The organism is Ensifer sp. GW823-FHT05D09 (assembly GCF_058795755.1).
Map to the genome: position 1 here is coordinate 1 of NZ_JBXAIA010000003.1, position 22,965 is coordinate 22,965.

The 22,965-nt window shown below is 62.9% G+C and carries 22 protein-coding genes, 2 tRNA genes and 1 pseudogene; 9 read left to right on the top strand and 16 right to left on the bottom strand.

All coding sequences use genetic code 11. From position 1 onward, the window contains the following. Positions 1-340: c-type cytochrome (locus AC1Q80_RS10360; protein ID WP_492360376.1), on the top strand; the 340-nt coding region annotated here is incomplete at its 5' end. Positions 341-435: 95 nt separating this feature from the next. On the opposite strand, the gene AC1Q80_RS10365 is transcribed toward AC1Q80_RS10360, so the two are convergent. The 3 genes from AC1Q80_RS10365 to AC1Q80_RS10375 all read right to left on the bottom strand — a co-directional run bounded on the left by AC1Q80_RS10365 (position 436) and on the right by AC1Q80_RS10375 (position 1,955). Further along, positions 436-780, bottom strand: coding sequence for a hypothetical protein (locus tag AC1Q80_RS10365; RefSeq protein ID WP_492360377.1), 345 nt, complete (start codon positions 778-780; stop codon positions 436-438). Between the two features lie 213 nt (positions 781-993). Beyond that, on the bottom strand, positions 994-1,161 hold the full coding sequence (locus tag AC1Q80_RS10370) for a hypothetical protein (RefSeq protein WP_492360378.1): 168 nt from the start codon (positions 1,159-1,161) through the stop codon (positions 994-996). A 197-nt stretch (positions 1,162-1,358) separates the two neighbouring features. Beyond that, positions 1,359-1,955, bottom strand: coding sequence for a hypothetical protein (locus tag AC1Q80_RS10375; RefSeq protein ID WP_492360379.1), 597 nt, complete (start codon positions 1,953-1,955; stop codon positions 1,359-1,361). Positions 1,956-2,232: 277 nt separating this feature from the next. Between AC1Q80_RS10375 and AC1Q80_RS10380 the strand changes: the two are divergent. Then, positions 2,233-2,469, top strand: a pseudogene (locus AC1Q80_RS10380) (hypothetical protein); the annotation flags it as partial. 87 nt (positions 2,470-2,556) lie between these two features. On the opposite strand, the gene AC1Q80_RS10385 reads toward AC1Q80_RS10380, so the two are convergent. The 3 genes from AC1Q80_RS10385 to AC1Q80_RS10395 all read right to left on the bottom strand — a co-directional run bounded on the left by AC1Q80_RS10385 (position 2,557) and on the right by AC1Q80_RS10395 (position 3,990). Then, positions 2,557-2,632: transfer RNA gene (locus AC1Q80_RS10385), tRNA-Lys, on the bottom strand. 97 nt (positions 2,633-2,729) lie between these two features. Then, a tRNA-Lys gene (locus tag AC1Q80_RS10390) sits at positions 2,730-2,805 on the bottom strand. A gap of 267 nt (positions 2,806-3,072) precedes the next feature. Next, a complete protein-coding gene (locus AC1Q80_RS10395; RefSeq protein ID WP_173420401.1) occupies positions 3,073-3,990 on the bottom strand; it encodes a PhzF family phenazine biosynthesis protein in 918 nt (305 codons plus the stop codon). A 375-nt stretch (positions 3,991-4,365) separates the two neighbouring features. Between AC1Q80_RS10395 and AC1Q80_RS10400 the strand changes: the two genes are divergently transcribed. From AC1Q80_RS10400 to AC1Q80_RS10415, 4 genes are all read left to right on the top strand, one after another. Beyond that, on the top strand, positions 4,366-5,067 hold the full coding sequence (locus AC1Q80_RS10400; protein WP_234902807.1) for a DUF930 domain-containing protein: 702 nt from the start codon (positions 4,366-4,368) through the stop codon (positions 5,065-5,067). A gap of 340 nt (positions 5,068-5,407) precedes the next feature. Continuing rightward, on the top strand, positions 5,408-6,028 hold the full coding sequence (locus AC1Q80_RS10405) for a TetR/AcrR family transcriptional regulator (RefSeq protein WP_492360380.1): 621 nt from the start codon (positions 5,408-5,410) through the stop codon (positions 6,026-6,028). Positions 6,029-6,040: 12 nt separating this feature from the next. Then, complete coding sequence (locus AC1Q80_RS10410; protein ID WP_492360381.1) at positions 6,041-6,577, top strand: GFA family protein; 537 nt, start codon at positions 6,041-6,043, stop codon at positions 6,575-6,577. A gap of 129 nt (positions 6,578-6,706) precedes the next feature. Continuing rightward, positions 6,707-7,237, top strand: a complete 531-nt coding sequence (locus tag AC1Q80_RS10415) for a GNAT family N-acetyltransferase (protein ID WP_492360382.1) — start codon at positions 6,707-6,709, stop codon at positions 7,235-7,237. A 247-nt stretch (positions 7,238-7,484) separates the two neighbouring features. Here AC1Q80_RS10415 and AC1Q80_RS10420 read toward each other — a convergent pair whose 3' ends face one another. Both AC1Q80_RS10420 and AC1Q80_RS10425 read right to left on the bottom strand, forming a co-directional pair. After that, a complete protein-coding gene (locus AC1Q80_RS10420) occupies positions 7,485-8,219 on the bottom strand; it encodes an NUDIX hydrolase (protein WP_492360383.1) in 735 nt (244 codons plus the stop codon). A 2-nt stretch (positions 8,220-8,221) separates the two neighbouring features. Beyond that, the gene (locus AC1Q80_RS10425; protein ID WP_173420405.1) at positions 8,222-9,328 is read right to left on the bottom strand and encodes an endonuclease/exonuclease/phosphatase family protein; all 1,107 of its coding nucleotides are present in this window, start codon (positions 9,326-9,328) and stop codon (positions 8,222-8,224) included. 426 nt (positions 9,329-9,754) lie between these two features. Between AC1Q80_RS10425 and AC1Q80_RS10430 the strand changes: the two genes are divergently transcribed. After that, positions 9,755-10,633, top strand: a complete 879-nt coding sequence (locus AC1Q80_RS10430; protein WP_492360786.1) for an amino acid ABC transporter substrate-binding protein — start codon at positions 9,755-9,757, stop codon at positions 10,631-10,633. Between the two features lie 171 nt (positions 10,634-10,804). Here AC1Q80_RS10430 and AC1Q80_RS10435 read toward each other — a convergent pair whose 3' ends face one another. After that, positions 10,805-12,511: an adenylate/guanylate cyclase domain-containing protein gene (locus AC1Q80_RS10435; protein WP_492360384.1), complete on the bottom strand. Its 1,707-nt coding sequence runs from the start codon at positions 12,509-12,511 to the stop codon at positions 10,805-10,807. A gap of 529 nt (positions 12,512-13,040) precedes the next feature. Here AC1Q80_RS10435 and AC1Q80_RS10440 point away from each other — a divergent pair. Further along, positions 13,041-14,438 (top strand): MATE family efflux transporter, encoded by a 1,398-nt coding sequence (locus AC1Q80_RS10440; protein WP_492360385.1) that lies wholly within the window; start codon positions 13,041-13,043, stop codon positions 14,436-14,438. A 98-nt stretch (positions 14,439-14,536) separates the two neighbouring features. Here the strand turns inward: AC1Q80_RS10440 and greA are convergent, their stop codons facing one another. From greA to AC1Q80_RS10465, 5 genes are all read right to left on the bottom strand, one after another. Further along, positions 14,537-15,019, bottom strand: a complete 483-nt coding sequence (greA, locus tag AC1Q80_RS10445; RefSeq protein ID WP_492360386.1) for a transcription elongation factor GreA — start codon at positions 15,017-15,019, stop codon at positions 14,537-14,539. A 307-nt stretch (positions 15,020-15,326) separates the two neighbouring features. After that, entirely contained in the window at positions 15,327-16,148 is an 822-nt protein-coding gene (locus AC1Q80_RS10450; RefSeq protein ID WP_234941872.1) for a nucleotidyltransferase domain-containing protein, read from the bottom strand. Between the two features lie 120 nt (positions 16,149-16,268). Beyond that, entirely contained in the window at positions 16,269-17,309 is a 1,041-nt protein-coding gene (gene ftsZ / locus AC1Q80_RS10455) for a cell division protein FtsZ (protein WP_112810910.1), read from the bottom strand. 627 nt (positions 17,310-17,936) lie between these two features. Next, positions 17,937-18,545: a glutathione S-transferase family protein gene (locus AC1Q80_RS10460; protein ID WP_492360387.1), complete on the bottom strand. Its 609-nt coding sequence runs from the start codon at positions 18,543-18,545 to the stop codon at positions 17,937-17,939. 279 nt (positions 18,546-18,824) lie between these two features. Beyond that, positions 18,825-19,622, bottom strand: coding sequence for a phosphotransferase (locus AC1Q80_RS10465; RefSeq protein WP_492360388.1), 798 nt, complete (start codon positions 19,620-19,622; stop codon positions 18,825-18,827). A 194-nt stretch (positions 19,623-19,816) separates the two neighbouring features. Between AC1Q80_RS10465 and AC1Q80_RS10470 the strand changes: the two genes are divergently transcribed. Continuing rightward, positions 19,817-20,113, top strand: coding sequence for a hypothetical protein (locus tag AC1Q80_RS10470; protein WP_173420413.1), 297 nt, complete (start codon positions 19,817-19,819; stop codon positions 20,111-20,113). 73 nt (positions 20,114-20,186) lie between these two features. Here AC1Q80_RS10470 and AC1Q80_RS10475 read toward each other — a convergent pair whose 3' ends face one another. Next, positions 20,187-21,212 (bottom strand): ABC transporter ATP-binding protein, encoded by a 1,026-nt coding sequence (locus tag AC1Q80_RS10475; protein ID WP_492360389.1) that lies wholly within the window; start codon positions 21,210-21,212, stop codon positions 20,187-20,189. Beyond that, on the bottom strand, positions 21,200-22,951 hold the full coding sequence (locus tag AC1Q80_RS10480) for an ABC transporter permease (protein WP_492360390.1): 1,752 nt from the start codon (positions 22,949-22,951) through the stop codon (positions 21,200-21,202). Before AC1Q80_RS10480 ends, AC1Q80_RS10475 begins: the two co-directional genes overlap by 13 nt. Between the last annotated feature and the right edge of the window lie 14 nt (positions 22,952-22,965).

Consider the following 22,965-nt stretch of genomic DNA (forward strand, 5'->3'; position numbering starts at 1 on the left):
TCTGTTCAAGAAGATCTGCGCGCCTTGCCACACCGTGGGCGTCACCGATCACATCGGTCCCGATCTCCTCGGCGTCACGGACAGGCGTGATCGCCTGTGGTTGTCGGAGATGATCATGCATCCGGCCAGACTGCGCGCAAAGAAAGACCCGACCCTCGCCGAGCTCGAGGCGAAATACAAAGGCGTCCGCATGCCAAACCTCGGCCTGTCGGCGAGCGACGCATCGGACCTCATCTCGTATCTGGCCACCAGGACGGCGCAGATTAACGAATTGCGGGCCCAACCCGAGGAGCAGCATCTCCACACCGCGCAAGGCGGGGCTCATCACGAGCACAAATAGACAATCGGTTCCCACTGCCGTACCGAGCTCTCCGTCCGGCTGACTGGCACGCTCTCTGCGCCGAAGAAACGGTCGCCGCCTATGGAAGGCAACAATCAATAACAGGTCGTGCTGACGTGGCTGACGGGCCCACCCACCCACGTGCTTTGCGGTGTCGACGTGCAGGTGGTCGATCGGCTTGAGCTGGAATTCTGCCGCATATTGTCGCCCATGTTGCTGAGGGTGCCGCTGATCGCCATTGCGGTCTTGTTGTTATCCTCGATACGCTTCTGATCGAGCTGCAAATAACAGGACGCAAAGGCATCCGTTCCCGGCTTGAAGCCATAGTTCTTACATGTTTGCGTAAGCTTCTCCGCGGCCTTCCCGGTCGCCGGTTCGTTGGACACGCAGCCAGACAGGCCGATGGCGGCGGCGAGTGCCGCAGCAATATGAAGCTTCATGATTCTCCCCCGTCAAGATTGAGGGAATGAAGCAAATCGCCGAAAAGTTGTCGAGGCAAAAGGGTCGATGTGTCGATGTTCATCAACACCTATCGCTACGTGACCCATTGCCACCAGGCTCTCAAAAAACGGCGCTAAGTGACGGGCCAATAATCTCTTCGGCAGATTGTTCGCAGCGGCGAACGTAGGCTGGCCAACCCTTAACCAGGCGGTTCATTCAACGCGGATCACGTCTCGAATGATGATCGGATCATATTGTGATGGCGCTCCGTTGAACCGTGGCAACTGATTTGCCAAACCTTCCGCTCCCTCTCGTTTCGCAAACGAAAACGCCGGCAAAATTCCTTCAAGATTGGTCTTCAGATAGACACGTCCGCACATGTGCGATCCTCCCCGACGGGGGTATCGCGACCTCTGCGGTCGTCAACAGATCACGGCAAGAACAGCAATTCGTTTGGGGAGCCAACGATCGCGAAACGCTGTCCGACTTTTCCGACAAAGCGAAGTCGAAAATGTCAGAAGGATTGTCGGAAAATGTCGGAACATATCGGGAATTGGAAACCGTCTCTGACTTTCATTTAAAGCGATCTTAGCAGCGGCGCTACTGTCCAGTCGCCTGGACGGAGTCTGTCAACGTAAACGCCTAAACCGGTTCCGCGGCCGCTGACTATGATCTCTTTACCTGAGGAGAGATTGCGTCTTACCTCCTCCGGAACACCACACAGGCGGTTGAATATGATCGGAAAGCCCTGCAGCTCGATCGACGATGGGCATCGACTGGAATAGTGCCGGTTGGCATCTGCAACGGTAAAAGAAAGCTCGACTTGCGCCCCTGCGACTAAGGCAATGATCATCGGACCAGCGTAGACGACAGCGTGCCTCCCGACAAAATAGCCAAGAAACGGAGCGCCAATCACCGCAACCGCCTTTCTGACCTCGCCCCCGCCCGGAATCGAGGACAATCTTCTGGCGACGATCCACACTGCGCCGCCACCAGAAAACACTCCGGCACAAATGCCGACAAGGAATGTGCGGTTCAGCCACTCCGTCGACGGCAAGAATTGAATGCCAAACATCTTGGCCAATAGAGGCAAAGCTCCAGCTGCCGCCCAGATCCCAATTACGATCCCCGTCTTGCCAAGCGATTGACCTGGCGCATTTCCTCGTTCGCTCATCTCTCTCCGCATTTCTCTCGACAGAGTGCACATTTGCGCACCTGTGACAGGGCGGGGGTTGTAGCGTCAAGAGCATCAATCACTGAGTGAAAACGACTTCTAACGATGGGATTCGAACCCACGATCCCTTGCCCCCCGGAGAGCGGGCTATTTTTGCGCGGCCCTCGTAGCGCAGGTGGTTGAAGGCTCTCCAGTCATCCTGTTCGGGACTTAGTTCGGGACTCCGTGACTCGTTTTTGCTTTAGCCGGATGGCTTTAGCATTGCGTCGTGTGTGTGTTCCACGAAGAGCGGATCGTCTTCCACGGTCTGCGCAAAAATGCGGTGATCAATCTGTTGGAGGTCGGTTGCACCGAGAACCAGGTCGGGGCGATCTGCAGCATGTCGGCGCAGATGGTTCAGGACTACGGCCGAGAGGTCGCACTGCGGTCATGGGCGAAGGATGCAATGAAGCTTATGGAGGCTCGCTGGAGCGAGATTGAACCGGCTGCTTTCCGAAACAAGACCGGAACATGAATTGGAAACCGTTTCCAAATTGTTGGAAACTGGCAACGTTTTACAGAGCAGAAAAATTGGAATTTAGTCAGCGTTTTCAAGAAGTTTTGGTGGGTGATCACGGGCTCGAACCGTGGACCCGCTGATTAAGAGTCAGCTGCTCTACCAACTGAGCTAATCACCCATCCAGACCGCTTCGCTGTGTGTCGCCAAGGAGCGTTACAAGAAGTCGATCTTGAAGTTAATGCGAGGCTGATATAAGTCCCGCCAAGTCGTTGTTTTGGTGGGTGATCACGGGCTCGAACCGTGGACCCGCTGATTAAGAGTCAGCTGCTCTACCAACTGAGCTAATCACCCATCCGGACCGCCTCGGCGTTTGCCGCTGCGGTCTGGAGGGGCGTATAAAGGCGTTCCCTCACCTTGTCTAGCGTCGATTGCAAAATTTCTGAGAAAAAATTCCAGCGGCCCGGAAAGCCGGCTTTTCCACAGGCGTCTGCCGCACCCCTGGCGCGTTGCGCCCGGGACGCTGGCGGCCAACTCACTGAATCGACACGCCCTCCTTGCCAATATTTGACCGCCACGCCACAGCCAGGCTGATATCTGCCTGCGGCCGCATGCGCCGCGTCAGAGCAAAAGTTCGCCGGCGGCGATCTTCACCGCATGGCCGCCGATGCGCGCCGAGTTGATCCGGCCGCCCGCCACATCGAGATGCAGGTGGATGTAGGACGGCCGACCCATTTCCACCCCCTGCTCGATCAGGAAGGGATGGTGACCATCGACCAGCTGGTCAAAATGGTGGATGGCGCCGGAAAGGGCTGCGGCAGCAGACCCCGTTGCCGGGTCCTCGAAAATGCCCATGTCAGACTTGAACATGCGGGTGTGGAACCGCGCCGTGTGATTGATGCCGCCGCGACAGTAGAGATAGGCCGATGCCAGCCGACCTTCGGCAAGCGGTGCCAGCTGCTCCCAACGCTGCGGGTCGAACTCGACGTTGGCGACGGCGGAGACATCGTGCAGCGGCACCATGACGAACGGCGAGCCGGCGCTCCAGAAAGACGGCGCATGATTCTCGAAGCCGATCTGCGAAGTCTTCAGGCTCAGCGCATCGGCCAGCGCTTGTTTGTCGAAGCGGGCGTCGAGCCGCGCCGATTTGCGCGGCAGGTCGAATTCGGCAAAGCTCGCCTCGCCGGGCTTGATGCGCACGGCGCAACGCACCGGCCCCACCTTTTCCTCCAGCACCTGCACCAGATCGGCATTCTCCTGCGATGTGCCATGCGCTGCCTCGGCGATCGCCACGGCCGCGCCGACCGTCGGGTGCCCGGCGAAGGGAAGCTCATGCCCGGGCGTGAAGATGCGCAGCCGCGCCGTGTGCGCAGCGCCCCCGGGCCTCCGGATGAACACCGTCTCCGAAAGGTTGAATTCCTGCGCGATCGTCTGCATCGCCTGATCGTCGAGCGCATCCGCCCCGAAGACGACGGCCAGCGGATTGCCCTCCAGCCGGTTCTGCGTGAAGACATCGTAGATCGCGTAGCTGAGCGGCATTTATTTCCCCTTGCGCATATACTCCGGCCACGAACTTGCAATGCCATCGGCCGGGCGGCAAGCGCAAAAACGCCATCCCGCGCGGCGCCGTTCGCTATCGGGATACCGCTGCCGCACCCGGCCGAAAGCGTTGCCGCCATTGGCTTCTCGCGACGCCTGAGCGGTACAATCGACCGGTCCCTCCGCCTGCCGGTGACGGGAATGTGATCGCTGCTGTTCGCAAGGCTCGACCGCGACGCGGATTTGGTGTTGATCTATCGCCTGCCGCCCGAACAATGCCTTGGGCTCGGGCCACGACATCCATTCAGCCGGGAGCAAGAAGCACGCCGCATGAGACCGACCCTGGACACCGTGGCTTAGGCAATGCGGCAAGCGATGCAGCGGACGGATGACCGGACGATCTGGGGCGCGTTGGCGCTCGCACTGATGCTGCACGCCCTCGCCTTCACGGCGCTCTCGCGCCTTCCCCCCAAGTCGATGCCGCCACCTCACGCAGAAGGCAGCATCGACGTCGAAATCCTGGCCGAAATGCCGCAGAAGGAGACGCTGATACCGTCGCGCCCCGCCGAGGCGAGCCAGCCCATGAGAGAAACGCAGCACGCGGAACCGAAAGCGCACCCCGATAGCAACGCTCAGCGCCGCGCCGCAGCCACACCCACGCGGCAGCCGCAGCCGCTGGGCATGGTGCACGCCGACACGCTCTATTCCGCCGGCATCCTGGCTTCGCCGCGCAGCCGACAGGCGCGCAAGGGTCTGGCGCAGCTGGCACCTGAAGAGCGGGTAGTGCAGCTCTGCAATCTGGAAGCGATGGAGCAGGTTCACCGTTGGAAAGCGGACTTCGATCCGGACTTCCTCGTCGCCTATGCCTTTTCAGGCGTGCGATTGTCAGGTGGGGTGTTGAAGGCCAATGGCGGGGCGTTTCGCAGCGAGCGGCAATGGTGGCGCATCGCCTATTCCTGCGAGGTCGCTGCGGACGGCAATTCCGTCGTCGGCTTCGCGTTCAAGGTCGGCGACGCGATCCCCCGTGACCAATGGCAGGACCTTGGCCTTCCCGTCGCCGACGCTGCCGGGGACTGAGGGCCCGGGAAACCTGAGCCGTCAGGCCGCATGATCGGCCCGGTGCAAAACCGCCCTTCGGCGCCCGCCAAGCCGCCGTCGCTTGTTGCCGCGGCAGAACTCGAAAACATGCTGCGTTGCATTAAAGACGCCATGTAATTCTCTGAATCGATTCAAGCATTTATCCCTCGCCCCTTGAACCCTGCGGACCGTCCCAGGCTGCACAGCCCTGACTGACCGCGCCGCTTCGATGGCGCGAACACCAATCTCGCGGTTGCATCGACACCGCTGCCTTCGCCCGACTGATCGCTCATAAGAATCAAACATTTGACACATACCAACCGTATGGTATGTTTTCCACATGCCCAGACCGACCAAACAATCACCCGAACGCGGCAACGCCCGGCACCGGCTTCTCGAGGCGGCGCGCGACATCATCCGCGCCAAAGGCTTTGCCGCCACCAGCGTCGAGGATCTCTGCCGCGCGGCCGACGTCACAAAGGGCGCGTTCTTCCATCATTTCGCCAGCAAGGACGCGCTCGGCGTCGCGGTCGCCGATTTCTGGGCGGAAACGACGACCGACTTCTTCGCCGCCGCGTCGTATCACGCGCCGCCCGACCCATTGGCGCGTGTTCTCGCCTATGTCGCGTTCCGCAAGGCGATCATCCTCGGCGAGATTGCCGAATTCACCTGCCTGGTCGGCACCCTGGCGCAGGAGGTCTATGCCAGCGCACCCGACATTCGCGATGCCTGCGGCCGCAGCATCTTTGGCCACACCGATACGCTGGTCGTCGATATCGAGGCAGCGCGCCTCGACCGCGGCGTTGCCGATGACTGGACGGCCGAAAGCCTCGCCCGGCACACGCAGGCCGTCATCCAGGGCGGCTTCGTGCTCGCCAAGGCTGGCAACGATCCCGCGCTTGCACGCGAAAGCCTCGACCATCTCGACCGCTATATCCGGCACCTGTTTCACGTCACCTGAGGAGGATGCGACATGAGCGATACCACCCATATCGGATGCGCCTGCGGACAGACGCGGCTCAAGGTGCAGGGCGCGCCGATCCTCGTGTCGGAATGCCTGTGCGACAGCTGCCGGGCGGCGGCCACCCGCCTCTCGACCCTGCCCGGCGCCCGCAACATCCTGACCTCCTACGAGGCCACCCCTTCCGCCGAATATCGCAAGGACCGGATCACGATTATCTCCGGTGAGGAAACCTTAAGCGAATTCCGGCTCTCCCCCGACGCCGGCTCACGCCGCGTCATCGCCACCTGCTGCAACACGCCGGTCTTTCTGGAGATGAAGGGCGCCCATTGGCTGAGCCTCTACCTGCACCTCTGGCCCCAGGCAACGCGCCCGAAGGCAGCGCTGCGCACCATGGTCGGCGACCTGCCCGATGCTTCGAGGCTGCCGAAGGACATTCCCAACCTGAAGACCCATACCGTGTCGTTCTACGCCAAGCTGCTCTGGGCCTGGATCGCCATGGGCTTCCGCAATCCGAAAATCGCGATCGCACGCAAGATCGAGGCCTGACGGCTGGGCCGAAGCATCGGCGCCTTGCTGTGGCCATCCAGGTGAAAGAGCAGCACGTGAGCGGCGAGACCCTGCCGGGCGAAATCAATACTGATTGTGCCGTTGCCTTTGGCATGTATGGTGCCGGCCATGGACAAGACCACGACATTCCCGCTTTCGCTCCCAGGCTATGAAATCGAAGGGCTGATCGAAGCGGATGCGTCGCGGTTGATGCCGCTTTTTCATAGCTGTCAGGACTATGTGGTGCTGGAACGCGGCCACCCGCCGGACGCCGCCGTGGCGCTGGAGGAATTTCGAAGCTTTCCGCCCGGACGAACCGCTGCCGACAAATTCGTCTTCGGCTTGAAGTCAGCCACCGGCGCGCTCGCCGGCATGCTCGCCTGCGACCGCGATTATCCGCAGGAGAAATCCTGGTGGATCGCGCTTCTGATGATCGACCCGGCCCTTCGCGGGCAAGGCGTGGCGAAAGCCCTGTGCGGCGATTTCTTCGGGTGGCTGAAGACGCAAGGGGCCGACCGCGTGGAACTCGCCGTCTTCGCCGAGAACGTGGCCGGACTTTGCTTCTGGCAAGGTCAGGGCTTCACGCTGGTTCGAACCGCAGGGCCGGTCGCAATCGGCATGAAGCAGCATAGTCTGCAGGTTTTGGCCCGGCCGTTATGAACGGCTGAACGCTGCAAAGTTAGCCTAGAAGCCTAATCTTCCGCTTGAAAAGCGGCGCCTGTTGGGGCAACAGCGCCTGCGATTTTCGATCATTGGCCGCCATCCGCGCGTCGCATGCGCATGCCCGGGGACTTTTACGCCCTGCCGAACGCGCCGCAAAGCTCACGGCGACGTTTCCAGAGCGCTGCAGGTGCCGCAGCAACACGCTGCGGCCACGCTCCGTGTCATCACGCGCTGCCGCGCGGGATCACCGCTTGCCGTCGAACAGCCAGGTAAGGATCGGCAAAATGAACGGCGGATAATTGTGCGCACCCGGGTCCGGCCCCCAGATGGCAATCGCCTCGTCGATCTCAGGCTCCGGATCGTCGGCGATATGGGCTGCCACCTTTTCGACCAGCGCTTCGGCCGTCTCCGCCACGCGGTAGAGCCGGAACACCGTCACCGCCCGCCCCATATGGAGCACGTGGTAGCCAGGCTCGGCAGTTGCCGCGCCGAGGTCGATGCCGGTCTCCTCAAGCGCCTCCCGACGGATATTGCCGGCGATATCGCAGCGCCCGTCGACGATGTCATCAGGCTCCAGCGAGCCTGAGGGGCTGTAGACCCGGGCCGGATTGGCCGTGTGCGAGCCCATGCGCACGAGGATCAGCGCGCCATCGGAAGACACAATCACCGGCATGGCGAACAGGTGGAAGGCGGCGTCCGTGCGCGTCTTTCGCCACCACAGGAAGGTCGAATAGGGCACCACGTGCCCCTCGCCCACCACGCGGCCGTGCTCGATGCGAAGCGCCCGCTGCAGCACCATGCGCCCGTCGAAGAGGTGCGGGTTGGCGGCGATTTCCGCCCGCCAGTTTTCCTGGGCGGCCCCCACCTGATCCAGATGGAAAGGGTGCGGACTGTCCTTGACGCGGATATCGACGCCCGAGATCGGCAGGATTTCGCCTTCGTCAGGCCATTCAGCCGTGTTGCTTTCGAGGATTGCCATCGTCACACGTCCAGCGTCATCGCCACGGGGCAATGGTCCGATGCCTTCGGCCGGTCCCAGCCGGTGCGCGGATAGCGCTCCACCTCCTGTCCCGGCGGAAAGATCGTGCGGAAGGGCTGGCCGCCGCGGATGATTTCCGGCACCTGGGATGCGTTGCGCCGGGCAAGGGCTGGCGACAGCCAGATATAGTCGAGCTGGCAGAGGTGCCGCTCCTGCGGCCCGCGGCTGTGAAACAGCGTCCAGCGGTCGAGCACTGGCCGGCGCAGCATCGGGTTCTCGACGAAACCGTCCGCCGTCAGCGCGTCGAGCGCGCTTTGCTCTTCCTCGCGCGGCACGAACTCGTAGCCGTTGCGGCGGTCGCCGAGAATGTCGACCTTCTCCTGGTAATCGTTCATGTCGCCGCAGATCGCGAACATCTTGTCGGCCGTGTGCCCGCGGCCGAAGCGGCTTTCGATGATGTGGCGCACGGCTTTCGCTTCCGCCACGCGCACCGGCATCGTCGCCTGGCGCCCGTCCATCCCGTCGCGCGCCGGGCCCATGGATTTGAAATGCACCACATAGAGCGTCAGCGGCCGCCCGCCGATGCGCAGATCCAGCTCCAGGCAGTCGCGCTTGAAGATCCGGTCGGTCGGCCGGTTGGAGGAAGCGAGCGCATCGTTGAAGATATCGAGATCCGCATAGGTCAGCCCCGCGTGGCTTTTCACCTCGAGGCACTCGATCGGCTGGCCGTCGCGCGTCTCCTCGCGCATCAGAACCGCCACATCGATCCCACGCGAATCATTGCCCTCGATCAGGTATTTCTGGCGATAGCCGTTGCCGACCATGCGGAAGAGATAGTTGTATTCGAACGCCTGCAGCGACGCCATGTTGTCGGCCTCCTGCAGGCAGAGAATATCCGCATCGCAATCGGCAATCGCGAGCGCCGACATCTGCCGCGTATCGTCCGTATGGGCGATCGTGCGCGCCTCTTCCAGCCGCTGATACTCTGCCTCGCTCTTCACCTCGAAGAGCCTCAGCACCCGATCCTGCTTGAGCTGATTGCGAAAGCCGGAAAAATCGAAGCGGCTCATGAGATTTTCAATATTGAAGGTGGCAAGTCTAAGGGACATCAAGCAATTCCATGACTGAAGTGCCGCGGAGATTAGGCATTGAGCCGCAAATGTCGAGGATGATTTGGCCGGGGGTGGCGTGAGGAGGGATCGCCTTGCCAGTGGCTGGCGTTAACGCCTTGGCGAAACGCTCATCGTCTGCGATGTCGATTACATGAGGCCGCGCCGCCTCTGGGCGACTGCTGCAGAGCGGCAATACCTGCTGCCCCATGGCCCTCCCGCGTGCGCAACGGGTCTCGATGTGCTCCCGCCATCCACATGACGATGGTGTGTGGGCCAGCGGACCTTGCCATGGTGGCTATGCCGGTGAATGACGCCATGTGTCTTCTGTTGACATATGAGGGACAGCCCATAAGCTGCGCGCACGCCTTTGAGATCGACACCGTTACCGGAGACAGGGATCATGCAGGTGCCCCTCAGACACGCATGGCCAAGCGCATGAGACGGTTTCTGCTCGTGAGCCTCGCCCTTTGCTTTTCGGCCTTGGCGACCGCCGCCGCAACGCTCGACACCATTACGAAGCGCGGAACCGTACGTATCGGTTACATCTCTGATCAAGCGCCATTCTCCTCCGCCCAGCCGGGTGCCGAGCCGGTGGGATATGCCATCGACCTGTGCCGCAAGATTGCTGACGAGATCGAACATCAATCTCCGCAACTGAAACGCGAGTTTGTCGAGATGACGCTCGCCGGCGGCTTCGATGCAGTTGAGAATGAAGATATCGACTTGCTGTGCGGTTCCATCACCGTGAACTTGAAGAGGCGGGAAATCGTCGATTTCTCACAACCGATCTTCCTCACCGGGGCGAGCGCGCTGCTGCGCAAGGATTCGCCCAGCTACCTGCAGGCACTCTTTCGCACCGAACCGGCCATTCACGCCGTCAGCGAGCGCGCTGCCACAAACGTCATCGGTATGCGCGCCAACACGACGACGGCAGGGACGCTTCGCGAGCAACTCGCAACCCAGGAATCGACAACAAAGCTTGCCGATTTCAACACGCATGAGGACGGGCTCCAGGCGCTGGAGGACCGCCGGATCGATGCCTATATCGCCGATCAGGTGCTGCTCATCAACCTTGCCAAGCGGGCGCGCGATCCATCCTCGCTATCGGTCGGCGATCGCCTGATCACGCATGAACCCTACGCGATCGCGTTGCGCCGCAACGACGCCGACTTCCGTCTGCTGGCAGACCGCGCGCTCACGGATTTCTACCTTTCGGACGAGTTTCTGCCGCTGCTGGAGAGCTATTTCGGAGCCGAAGCGCCGATGCTGCACACGCAAATCATCATGCAACACGTGCCATAGGTCGCGTGCGGCGGGCGAAACATGCGATCCGGCGCATGCGAGGCTCGGGCCGGTCGACGCGTTTTGTGGGGCGTCCGAAGACGCTTGGCACTGCGATCCAGACCGCCGTTCTCGCGTAGCGCATATTCGTTGAGCAAGTCCTCGAACGCGTCGGGATTATCCCACCCGCTGTCACATCTCCGGCAGGCCGGCCTTTCGGAATCCGTCGACAAAATGGTCTCGTACAGCTGCATCGCGCAGCGGCTGGGAGCGGAGCCAATGGCCGATCGTGAAATGAGGGTGGGCGATCAGGAACAATTCTGCTTCTCGCCGCGCCTCCTCGCGGTGGCCCAGCTGCGCAAGCGTAGCCGCCAGGAACTTGCGTGAGTTGGTGCGATAGGTGTCTTTCCTGCGCAGTGTAGCGGTTGCCGCCTCGTAGTCGCGCGCGGCGTATTGCGCCTGCCCAAGATGACAAAGATACCAGCAGGCCGGATAGGGATTGAGGCGCAGCGCTTTTTCGATCTGCGCCAGTCCGTCGGCCACCCTGCCGTCGAGCACGGACATGTCGGACATGGCGGCCCAGGTGTCTGCGTGGTTCGGGTCGAGCTCCAGCGCCTTGGCGAAGGCGGCCTCCGATTCCTCCCATCGCCGCTCATAAGCCAGAATGGTCCCAAGGATGTAACGGCAGCCGGCATCGTTGGGATCAAGGTCGATCGCCTTCTGCGCGAGCGTCACCGCCATCCGGCGGTTGGGATCTTCCGGCTCGCCGAAATGCGTCCAGGCAAGCCAGCGGTTGTAGGCGAGCAGACCGACCGCCTCCGCATAGGATGGCTCGAGCTCGACCGCCCGCTGGAGCAGCATATGGGCCTCACGCTCGGTTTGCGGCGACTCTTCCGTCAGCAAGCGGGCGCGCACGCACAGCTCGTATGCCTCAAAGTTCTTCGGCCGCTTGCGCTGCGTCGGGATGGTCAGCCGGCCGACAAGGGCCTCGACAATCTTGGCGTTCACTTCATCCTGTAATTCGAAAACATCTTCCACCGTCCTGTCGAACCGGTCGGCCCACAAGTGCTGGCCGCCGAGCGCATCGATCAATTGAGCATTGATGCGCACACGGCCCATGGCGCGTCGGGCGCTCCCCTCAAGCACGTAGCGGACGCCGAGTTCCTGGGCGACCAGCCTGATGTCGACCGGCTTGCCCTTGTAGCCCTGCACGGAATTGCGCGCGATGACGAACAGGCCGGCAGTGCGGGAGAGGTCGGTGATCAGGTCTTCGGTCAAGCCATCGACGAAAGGCGCGTCCGCTTCATCCCCGCTCATGTTCGTGAACGGCAATACGGCGATCGAGGGACATTCGGGCAGCGGCAATTTGCTCTGCAGCGCATCCGGCCAATGCCACACGTGGACCGGGCGCGTGAGGTTCTTCAGGTAGCGTTCGCCCGCATCGAAGAACCGCTCGCCGATCTTGCCGACGATCTCGCCGTGAACCTTGGCCGAAATGCAGATACCGCCCGGTTCGGCCTGCGTCTCCAGGCGCGCCGCGACATTGACGCCGTCGCCGAGCACGTCCGAGCCGTCGTCGATGACATCGCCCAGATTGACGCCGACACGCAAAAGCAGGCGCCGGTCTGCGGAAGGCCCGACAGCAACAGTGGCCCGTTGCATTTCCAATGCCGCTGCGACCGCGTCGACAGCGCTAGCGAATTCGATCAGGAATCCGTCGCCCATGGCCTTGAAGATGCGACCGTTGTGGCGCATCACGGCCGGCTCGATAACGCCGGAACGCAGTTCCCTGAGGCTCGCCAGCGTTTCGACTTCATCAGCCTCCATCAGGCGTGAATATCCCACCACATCGGCAACGACGATGGCGGCAAGGCGACGCTGAAGAGATTGATCCGTCATGTGAGGACAAGCCTAACGACCGAATTGGCAGGGTATTGTTCGACCGCAGGTGAGTCAACAAGTGGCAGGAGGTCACGCCGGGGCGACGCCCACCCGCACGATCCCCACCGCCACCACATCGCCGACGCCTTTGCCCGGACGCACGCGTGCCGCCAGCGAGACAGAGGAGATCGATCTGGTCTTCGCGCCGGCCCCGATCTTCGCCTCGAACCACCCTGGCACCCGATCACGCTTCAGCCGGACAAGCGCTTCGCCGTGCAAGGAGCGGTGATTGCTGGAGCTTCACGGAACCTTGACTGGCGTCTTTCAAATAGGCCCAGGCGCAATTCATGCCGCTTGACAGTAGAACGAGCCGACAATAGAGACGCATCCAGGTCCACAGGGTGACCTGCCGCTCGCATGGCGTTATCGCCAGTGGTTAACCCCTGCCTTGGACAAGCTGATCGCCATTTCCCCCTAGGGGCAGTTGGAGCGATGGCAATGCGAGCCCCATCAAAATCATCCGACTTGCCCATGACGGGAGTTTTTGATGAGCGACCAATCGTCGTTGCCGGCTGAGCCGAAAAATTCACTCTTGAGTGGATCGATCCGATCCGCCTTCATTCGAACCAGCCTGCCAATCATCGTCGTAACGACGATAAGCGGCCTGCTGACCGTGGCCGATGCCATGCTTCTCGGCGCATTCGTAGGGGCTGATGCCCTGAGTGCGGTGACGTCAGTGTTTCCAATCTCAATGTTGTTGCTGGCTGTCTCGACCATGGTCGGCATCGGCATGGCCAGCATTTTGGGACGTCGACTAGGTGCCAAAGACATGGATGGGGCAATCGGCACCCTCGCTTCGGCACAGGGCCTTGCCCTTGCTGTCGCTGCCCTGGCAATGCTGACTTTTTTTGGACTGGGTGCCCATGTTGTCAGCTTGGCGGCGGGCGGCAACGTCCACCTTGGTGAGATGGGGTGGACTTTCCTTGCTATTTCATTTGCGACCGCACCGGCAGGGTTTCTGCTCTCTGTGCACGTCGACGCGCTCCGCATGGAGGGGCGGGTTGGCTTCATGGCTATGGCAGGCGTGTTGGTGACGCTCGCCAATATCGGTTTCAACGCATTGCTGATCGGGGTGTTTGATTTTGGAGTGGCTGGGTCGGCCTGGGGTACGGCCCTGGCGCAGGTATTGGGGCTGGGTGTCGTTGTTGTCTATCGCATGAGTGGCAGAGCAGGCCTGCCGATGGTCGGTTTGAGATACGACGGTGAATGGCGAGAAATGCTGGCCCTTGGGGCACCGCGCAGCCTCAATTTCATCGGTATTTCGCTCGGCTCGGCGGCGGTACTGTTCACCCTGCGACGGCTGGAGCTGCCGCAATCCGACATGACGATCGCAGCATATGGGGTGGTGATGCGCTTGATGACATTTGCCTTCCTGCCGCTGATGGGTATGAGCCTGGCCCTGCAGGCAATTGTCGGCAATGCGGTCGGTGCCAGGCAGGATGAGCGGGCGAAGCAGACGCTTTATTTTTCGCTTGCCGTAAGCGGAGTTTACTGCCTGCTGGTGCAACTGCTGCTGTTTGGTGCACGCGGCTGGCTGGGCGGACTTTTTGTGCCTGATGCCCCTGTCGGGCTGGAGGTGGCACGCATTGTACCACTGTACCTTCCAGCCTATGTCGCTTTTGGCCCGGTCATGATGGCCGCCAGCTATGCGCAAGCCATAGGCAGGGCGCGTCGAGCCGCTTTTCTCTCGCTGGGGCGAGCATATCTGTTCGCGATTCCACTGACCTTGGCCTTGCCCCACATTTGGGGTGAGACCGGTGTGTGGGTCGCCGCTCCGATGGCCGATATCTTGATGCTGATGCTCAGCATGTTGGTTTGGTGGCGTGCCCGCACTTACACCTCGCGAAAGGCCGGCGGCTTCGGATCAGGTTCACTCACTCCATAATTGGGTCATGCCCGCATCGCCACCGACGCGAGCGCGGCATCGGTCGACGAAATCGTTACGTATTTCCCGCTTGCCGGTGGCCCGCCGCCGGCGAGCGCTTACGCAATCGCTGTAATCTCCAGCTCCTGCCCGCCGACTGTCGCCACATCGCCGACGCCCTTGCCAATCAGCACTCTTGCCACCGGCGAGACATAGGAGATCGATCCGGTCTTCGGATCCGCCTCGTCCTCGCCGACGATGCGGTAGGTCTGCACCCGGCCGTCGTCGCGGCAGAAGGTGACTGTGCTGCCGAAGGCGACCACGTCGGTCGAGGTTGGGGCAGAGACGAGTTCGGCGGTGCGCAGCCGTTCGGCAAGATAGCGAAGGTCGCGCAAGGGACCGGCCGCCTGGCGCCGGCGCTCGTTCACGTCGTCGATCCCGCTCGTCGCATCATAGGCCGCGCGTGCCTCGCGCTGCTGCTCTTCCAGTGCCTTCAGCCCCGCTTGCGTGACAAGGTTCGGATGCGGCGAAACCGGGCGGTCAGGCAGAAGTGTTTCCGCAGCGGTTTCGGCACTTTCTTCCTTGGTAAAGGCAACACTCACGATCGAACTCCGTTTCGGCGCAGGCCGGCTTTTACATAGCATCCGGGCGAAAGCCCACCACGGGCAGAACCGAAGCGATGGATGCCCGAGCGCAAACGATGATATTGCCTCATCCGTTCGCAGCGGTCACCCCGCATTGTCCCGATGTCCGCCGATAACACCGTCACCGGCCGGCGACACGCTCTTTTGGCGGGGTCAACGCGCTCGCGGCTCCAACACCGTCACAATGCGAAAATCCTCTGACGACCGGCGGAAAATGCCAGCAGTACGCCTCCATAAAAACAACGGGATACCGCGATTTTCTGACTCAGTTTGTGACGTGAAAGACCAAGCCCGGCAAACCACCCTGCCGCCGCGCTGCGCTCGGCGCGGCGCGGCGGTCGCCCTCGAACAACGGCCCGCCCTGCAGCGCGAGTTCATCGCGCGCCAGTGCCACCAGCGCACCGGCCTGCCCCGCGGCCGCCAGGAGGAAGGCCTCGTCGAATCGGCCGGCCAGTTCCGGATCGAGACGAAGCAGCAGCCGCGGCAGCCACTTGCCCTTGCCGGACCAGCAACCGCGTCCAAGGAGCGCTAGGTCGCACAGCGGCTGGTGAAGGGCGCTAGCAATCGCCCGCACCTCCGCCTCTGGCCGCTCGTCCTTCAGGTCGTCGAGCAGGTCGGTGATCTGGTAGCGCAAGAGGTTGCGCCGCTCGGCGCCGATCTCGCCTGGCCCTCGCGCAAGCGCTGCGCTTGCCTCGGCCTGCAGGCTGCTGCCGCGTTCGATATTCCGGCCGATCACCGCGCCGCCCGCCAGCATGTCGAGAAGCACGGGGTGGCCGCCCGCAACATCCTGATCGACGAACCAGTTCAGCGTTTCGAAATCGTGGACGAATGCCTCGACGGGAAACGCGTCCGTCGTAAAGCTTTCCCGCCAGGCGCTTTCCAGGGTCTCATGCAGCACGACGAGATCGATATCCGAAGACGGCGTGCCCTCGCCACGCAGGATCGAGCCCGCGACGATGGCAAAGGCCGCGTCCGGGAAGCGCTCGCGCACAATCGTTTCCGCCGTGCGCACCGCCGCCAGGCGCTGCTCCACCTTTCTTGCGTCTTCGGCGAGATCCGCCTGGCTGCTTTTTTCGTTGTTCGACAAACCCGTCCCATCCCCAAAACGAAAAATCCCCCCGCGGCCGTCATCTCACGGGAGGATTCGTGACTGAAAGGCAAAACCTGCCGTCGCCGCTTTTCGGCGGCAACTCGGGCGCTCCTCGTGTTACTGCAGCGTGCGCGTCGGCGCCTGGCCGGGCTGGCCGGCCGATGCCGCCGCACCCGCCGGGTCTGCCGTGTTGCGCTGGCCGTCGAGGCCCGTTGCCACCACCGACACGCGGAACGTGCCGTCGAGTGTGCGGTCGAAGATCGAGCCGACGACGATGTCGGCCTCGTCGTAGACTTCCTCGCGAATGCGGGTCGCCGCTTCGTCGACTTCGAACAGCGTCATGTCCATGCCGCCGGAGATCGAGATCAGCACGCCCTTGGCGCCGCGCATCGACACTTCGTCGAGCAGCGGGTTGGCGATCGCGGCTTCCGCCGCCATCAGCGCGCGGCCCTCGCCGGTCGCCTCGCCGGTGCCCATCATCGCCCGGCCCATGCCCTTCATGACCGACTTCACGTCGGCGAAGTCGAGGTTGATCAGGCCTTCCTTGACGATCAGGTCGGTGATGCAGCCGACGCCCGAATAGAGCACGCGGTCGGCGATCACGAAGGCGTCGGCAAAGGTGGTCTTGGCGTCGGCGATGCGGAAGAGGTTCTGGTTGGGGATGACGATGACGGTATCGGCCGCCTCGCGCAGACGCTCGACGCCCTCTTCAGCCATCTGCATGCGGCGCTTGCCTTCGAAGCTGAACGGCTTGGTGACGACGCCGACGGTTAGGATGCCGGCCTTGCGGGCTGCCGCTGCAATCACCGGGGCAGCCCCCGTGCCGGTGCCCCCGCCCATGCCGGCGGTGACGAAACACATATGCGTGCCGCCGAGGTGATCCATGATCTCGTCGATCGATTCCTCCGCGGCCGCCCGCCCGACTTCCGGCAGCGAGCCGGCGCCCAGTCCCTCGGTCACCTGCGCGCCCAGCTGGATCAGCCGCGATGCCTTCGACATCGCCAGCGCCTGCGCATCGGTGTTGGCCACGATGAAATCAACGCCCTGCAAGCCCTCGGCGATCATGTTGTTGATGGCGTTGCCGCCACCGCCGCCGACACCGATCACGGTGATCTTCGGGCGCATCTCGGTGATCGTCGGCTTCTTGAAATCGTTCATGGCTTTGTCTCCTAGGGCGAACGCCGCCAAAACAACGGATCGGGGCGAATCAGGCAGCTGTTATTTTAGGAATTGAAAAAAGCCACGGAGAAGGCAAGAGAAAAGGGGAATGTCACTTTCCACACATGATTTGTAATTTGGCGTCACGGCGGAATTTCAGGTTGCCGGCCGGATCGCGCCGTCGGACTAATTAAGTCATTTTATCAGAGACTTGATTCAACTGCACCGCTGCAACCACCATTTGCCCCGGATCGAACCAGCAGCACTCTCTTCTGGCTTCGGCAGACCGAAAAGGTGCAGCACATCTCTTCCCGCTCCCTGTCAATTGGGAAACAGCGTCATCGCAGCACCCAAATGACGCAGACGCGAACTCCGAAATTGCGGCGAGGTTTTGCCCCTCACCCCAACCCTCTCCCCGCTTGCGGGGCGAGGGAGACCCGAGATTGCGGCCCCGTTTCAATCCCAGCACTTCTCCCATTCCCTCCTGCTGGATGAAACGCTGGGCGCGCCACACGCCCCTTCTCCCCGCCTGCGGGGAGAAGTTCCCGGTAGGGGGATGAGGGGCTGAGCGGAATGCGCGGGACGACAGTCGCGGCGCCGGTGGCGGCAGTCGCGCCAATCTCCTGCCTAAGCCGCAAAGCTCGGCCGCGCCCGCACCCGCTCAAGCCAGCGCTGGACGTTTGCAAGATCGCCCGGCACCTCCATCCCGAAGACATCGCCGAGCCAGGCGCAGACGCCCGCGGTGATATCGGCGATCGAGAATGTCTCGCCGGCAAGGAATGCCCGGCCGTCGGCAAGCTCCCGGTCGAGCCAGGCCCATTTTTTCGGCACCGCCTGTCGCTCGGTCTCGGCAAAGGCAGGAAACTGCGTGAGCCTCTCCTTGAAGAAGGCATCGGAATGCAGCGCCACGTTGCCGATCGTGCCGAAGATTACCAGCTCGGCCCGCCGGTTCCACATCTCCACCCTGGCGCGGCTGACGGCGTCGCTGCCAAAGAGCTGCGGCTCGCGGTGCGTCTCCTCGAGATAGCGGCAGATGGCAACGCTCTCGGTGATAACTGTGCCGTCGTCGAGCTCCAGCACCGGGATCTGCCCGAGCGAATTGAGCGCCAGGAACGCCGGCGCCCTGTGCTCCGCCTTCGAAAAATCGACATCCACCATCGGCAGCTCGATCCCCTTCTCCGCCATGAAGATGCGCACCCGGTACGAATTCGGTCCCATGCCCTGATAGAGTTTCATCGCTTCCTCCCATCGACTTGCGCGACACCACCGTCGCCCGTTCGCTGATCCCAGCACTATGCCATACCAGTTGCTTTTAGCAACCAGTTTTATTTAACGTATCGGTTTATCTCCGGAGAGAGGATAGACCGCGGGGTAAGGCAAGTCGGAAACAGATGATCGGCCAAGCCAGCCGGGTCAGCAAAGCTGACCCGGGTCAGCCGAGTTGACCTGGGTCAACTGAACTGACCAGGCCATACCGGGCAAACGCGTGCAGGCACATGCGAGCGGCCGCGCCACCTATGCCAGATTTGACAGGAGCAGATGTCGGTGGGCCTGGAACGCGGCCCGCTCCTGACGCCAGTGTTCGAGATGGCCGTCGCGCGCCAGCCGTTCGGCGACATCAGCTCCGAGCATCGAGACCATCGCCGCCTCGTCGCCCATGTGCTCCAGCACCGCCTCAACCATGGCAGGAAGTGCGGCGTCACAGGCGATGCCGTAGCTGTCGCAGAACAGCCGCAGGCGCGCGCTGCCGTTTCGCAGATCATCGAATGCCGCAGCCACCATTTCGCTCGAATGAAACGACAGCGGCACCGTCCAATAGGCGAGATAGGCAACGTCCCTCAACCTCGGCCCCGGCCCGGCGAGATCGAAATCGATGACCGCGGCCGGACGACCGTCGCGAAAGATCAGGTTGTAGGGCGCAAAATCATTGTGGCAGATGACCTCGTGGCGCGCGCTGTCCGGATACCGGAAAGCCCAGCGATCGGACGCTGTGTGGACGAAATCGACCGTTGCGTCGTGATAATCGCGAAGCAATCGGGCAGCAGCAACCAGCGCCTGCCCGTCCTGCCACAGTTCCGGCGCGCAGTCGGCCTGACCGTCGAGAAAGGCGAGGATCTCGCGCCCCTGCCCGTCGATCCCCAGAAACCGTGGTGACGCGCCGAAGCCCTTGGCTTCCAGGTGAAGCGACAGCCGGTGGATGCTGGCGCTTTGCGGCCCCATCCGCCGGCGCACGGTGTCGCCGATCCTGACGACACCGGCATTGACGTTGCCGCCCGAAAGCGTCGTCGCTGCAGCATCCAGATCTTGGCTCATCGGCTCACCTCTCGCGCAACCCATGGCCGCGGCGGGAAGGTCGGCTGCCGGCGCGCCGCTGTCAATGCGGGCGGCGTAATGCACCGTTTCCCGCCTCCGGCCCTCTGGTGTTGCGGGGTGGTCCGTTCGCATGCACACAAGCGGGTTGATTGCCGCCCGGCCACATGGTCTGTTGCCGCAAACAGGAGCCGCCCATGTCAATCAGAGCCCTCGCCCTTGCCGCCATTGCATTTTTCAGCGCCGGCGCTTCCCAGGCCGCCCTTGCCCCCAACTTCCAGCGCGCCAACGAGTTGACCGCCATCATCACCGCCGTGGCAGAGGCCGTGCCGAAATATCCGATCGACAAGATCATCAAGCAGGGACGTGATCGCTATGCGGTGATCGCCGGCGAGTGCACCGTCATCGCCCGCATCGTCGGCCTGCCGGCAAAGCCCGGGCTGGTCGGGCCGAAGCAGTTCAAGGTCGAGCTCGAAAGACCCCGCTGCGATTGATGGCTCTGGCGCCCCTTCGAACCGGCGCCGATCCCGCCGACATGCGGGCGCCATCAACGCCCGCCTGTCGCCCTCAAAGCCGCCAGGCGCTCGCAATCGCAAAATTCGCCTTCTGCCCGACGGGGATCGCGGTATCGCCATAGGCCTTCAGCGCCTGGCCGTCCGGCAGAGCCAGCGTCAGGGCGAAGCGTTCGCCCTCATAGACGCAAGCCTTCACTTCCAGCGCAATGCCCTCGGCATCCGGCCGCACATGCTCCGGCCGCACCAACACGTCGCGGTGAAGGCCGGCAGGCGCTGACCCGATCGCCCCGCGAAGCTGCGGCCAGGCGAGCGCGCGCGGCGCATGCTCGGCCACGGGCACCTTCAGGATCGAGCCGCGGCCGATGAGCCCGCCGACGACGGTGCCCTCGGGCCGTGCGTAGATGTCCGCCGGCGCCGCCAGCTGTACCAGCCGGCCCTCCGACATCACGGCGACATCGGTCGCCAGCGCCATCGCCTCCGACTGGTCGTGCGTCACATAGACCATCGTTGCACCGGAGCGTTCGTGGAAGATGCGGAAGGTTTCCTCCATCGACTTGCGCAGATGCTGGTCGAGATTGGCGAGCGGTTCGTCGAGCAGCACCACGTCAGGCGACGTCACCAGGCAGCGCGCCAGCGCCACCCGCTGCCGCTGCCCGCCGGAAAGGGCTGCCGGCCGGCGCTCGGCATAATCGGTGAGTTTCACCAGCGCCAGCGCCTCGCCCACCTTACGCCGCCAGGTCTCGCCGGAGATGCCGCGCACCTTCAGGGGATAGCCGACATTTTCCGCCACCGTCATATGCGGCCAAAGCGCATAGGACTGGAACACCATCGCCATGTTGCGCTTTTCCGGCGGCAGCGCCCGCGAAGCATCCGATAGCCGGCGTTCGCCATAGTCGATCGAGCCGTCCGTCGGCTGCTCGAAGCCGGCGATCATGCGCAGCACCGTGGTCTTGCCGCAGCCCGATGGTCCCAGCAGCGCCAGAAACCCGCCTTCGCGCACCGTCAGCGAAACGTTGGAGACGGCAGGCCGGCCGCCGCCGAAATCCTTGGTGAGGTGATTGAGGATCAGTTGCGCCACGGCAGCACGCCTTCTGGAAGGTAGTTTGCAAGGGTTTCGAGCGCCGCCATCAGCACTATGACCATGATGACGACCAGCACCGACAGCGCCGAGGCGAGATCGGACGAGCCGCTGTCATCGAGATTGAAGATGGCCACGCCCAGCGTCTGCGTGCCCGCCGACCAGAGCAGCGCCGAGACCGTCAGCTCATTGGCGGCGATCAGGAACACGAGGATGATCGAGGCACCGGCCGCCGGCGCCACCAGCGGCAGGATCACGTCGCGCATGCGCCGGAAGAAACCAGCACCCGATAGCCGTGCCGCCTCCTCCAACGACGGGTCCATCTGCAGGAAGGCGCTCATCACGGGCTTCAGGCTGACGGCAAGGAACGAGGAGAAATAGGCGATTAGGATGATCCAGATGGTGCCGTAGAGCGAGACATTGAGGATCGGCAACGGCGCTGCGAAGGTAAGGATGAAGGCGACCGCCAGCACGATGCCGGGCAGCGCATAGGGGATCTCGATCAGGATGCCGAGCGTGCCGGCAAGCACACCCTTGCGCCGGTTCATGAGATAGGCGGTCGGCACGGCAACGACCAGCAGCCCGAGGGCGGCCGAACTGGCAAGGAACAGCGAATTGCCAAAGGCGCTCAACGTCATCGTCTGGCGAAACAGGATTTCCTCATAGGCGCGCAGCGACACCGTCTGCCAGGTGAGCGGCACGCCATAGGCCGGCACCAGCGAACTGGCGATCAGCGCCGCGAACGGTGCCACCAGAACCAGGAACAGGATCGCCGCCAACCCAAGTTCAACCAACACCCGGAAACGCCCGAGCGAAAACGCGGCATTGGCCCCGGAAAGGCCGATGATGCGGTAGTCTTTGCCCGAAAGCGCCCGCTGCTGCAGGATCAGCCCCATGGCCGCGATCGCCGCGATCAGGCTGGAGATGAGCGCGATCTCACCGAAGGTGCCCGAGCCGAAGCTTGCAAGCCGCGTGTAAATCAGTGTCGGAAGCACGGAAATTCCGGCGGGAATGCCGAGGATCGCCGGAATGCCGAAATTGCCGACGCCGGAGACGAAGGCGATCGCAGCACCGGCGATCAGCCCGGGGGCTGCCAGTGGTGCGACGATATCGCGGAAGACGCGAAACGGCGATGCGCCGGAAAGCCTTGCCGCCTCCACCCCGTCGCGCGGCGAGGCGGAAAGCCCCGCCTTCAGCGCCAGGAACACCAGCGGCGCGTGCTGCACGCCGAGAAGCAGCGAAATACCGAAGAGCGAGTAGAGCGGCTGCGGGCTTCCGAGCGGCGGCGCGATGCCCAGCGTCTTCAAAAGCGGGCTTGCCGGCCCGGTCATCTCCACCCAGGCAAGCGCCGTGACCTGCGGCGGGATCATCATCGGCAGCATGAAGGCGAAGCTCAGGAAAAGCTTGCCCCTGATATCGGTAAGCGCCACGGCAAAGGCGAAAAGCGCGCCGATCACGACCGAGATCAGCATGCCGCCTGTCGCAGTTATCAGCGTGTTGCGGATGGCGGCATAGGTCGCGGGCTCGGTGAGCACGCCGATGGAATGGCCGCTCGCAAGCCCCGAAAAGCCGGCTTTGGCGAGGCTGATCAGCGGCAGCGCGCAGAGCAGGAAAAGGCAGGCGAGCACGAAGGGCACGAGCCAGCGCGGCTCGCCGGCCGGCGACGCGCCGGGCTTTGCCCGCCTCAGGCGCAAGGGGCCGCCATTGGAAATGCGCAGCCAGCGGGGCCGGCTGCGCATGGTTTCACTCTGTT

Excerpts from the sequence above, each read along its gene's own strand:
- AC1Q80_RS10365 (WP_492360377.1), bottom strand. The coding sequence starts at position 780 with ATGAAGCTTCATATTGCTGCGGCACTCGCCGCCGCCATCGGCCTGTCT.
- AC1Q80_RS10370 (WP_492360378.1), bottom strand. The coding sequence starts at position 1,161 with ATGTGCGGACGTGTCTATCTGAAGACCAATCTTGAAGGAATTTTGCCG.
- AC1Q80_RS10375 (WP_492360379.1), bottom strand. The coding sequence starts at position 1,955 with ATGAGCGAACGAGGAAATGCGCCAGGTCAATCGCTTGGCAAGACGGGG.
- AC1Q80_RS10395 (WP_173420401.1), bottom strand. The coding sequence starts at position 3,990 with ATGCCGCTCAGCTACGCGATCTACGATGTCTTCACGCAGAACCGGCTG.
- AC1Q80_RS10400 (WP_234902807.1), top strand. The coding sequence starts at position 4,366 with ATGCAGCGGACGGATGACCGGACGATCTGGGGCGCGTTGGCGCTCGCA.
- AC1Q80_RS10405 (WP_492360380.1), top strand. The coding sequence starts at position 5,408 with ATGCCCAGACCGACCAAACAATCACCCGAACGCGGCAACGCCCGGCAC.
- AC1Q80_RS10410 (WP_492360381.1), top strand. The coding sequence starts at position 6,041 with ATGAGCGATACCACCCATATCGGATGCGCCTGCGGACAGACGCGGCTC.
- AC1Q80_RS10415 (WP_492360382.1), top strand. The coding sequence starts at position 6,707 with ATGGACAAGACCACGACATTCCCGCTTTCGCTCCCAGGCTATGAAATC.
- AC1Q80_RS10420 (WP_492360383.1), bottom strand. The coding sequence starts at position 8,219 with ATGGCAATCCTCGAAAGCAACACGGCTGAATGGCCTGACGAAGGCGAA.
- AC1Q80_RS10425 (WP_173420405.1), bottom strand. The coding sequence starts at position 9,328 with ATGTCCCTTAGACTTGCCACCTTCAATATTGAAAATCTCATGAGCCGC.
- AC1Q80_RS10430 (WP_492360786.1), top strand. The coding sequence starts at position 9,755 with ATGGCCAAGCGCATGAGACGGTTTCTGCTCGTGAGCCTCGCCCTTTGC.
- AC1Q80_RS10435 (WP_492360384.1), bottom strand. The coding sequence starts at position 12,511 with ATGACGGATCAATCTCTTCAGCGTCGCCTTGCCGCCATCGTCGTTGCC.
- AC1Q80_RS10440 (WP_492360385.1), top strand. The coding sequence starts at position 13,041 with ATGAGCGACCAATCGTCGTTGCCGGCTGAGCCGAAAAATTCACTCTTG.
- ftsZ (WP_112810910.1), bottom strand. The coding sequence starts at position 17,309 with ATGAACGATTTCAAGAAGCCGACGATCACCGAGATGCGCCCGAAGATC.
- AC1Q80_RS10460 (WP_492360387.1), bottom strand. The coding sequence starts at position 18,545 with ATGAAACTCTATCAGGGCATGGGACCGAATTCGTACCGGGTGCGCATC.
- AC1Q80_RS10465 (WP_492360388.1), bottom strand. The coding sequence starts at position 19,622 with ATGAGCCAAGATCTGGATGCTGCAGCGACGACGCTTTCGGGCGGCAAC.
- AC1Q80_RS10470 (WP_173420413.1), top strand. The coding sequence starts at position 19,817 with ATGTCAATCAGAGCCCTCGCCCTTGCCGCCATTGCATTTTTCAGCGCC.
- AC1Q80_RS10480 (WP_492360390.1), bottom strand. The coding sequence starts at position 22,951 with ATGCGCAGCCGGCCCCGCTGGCTGCGCATTTCCAATGGCGGCCCCTTG.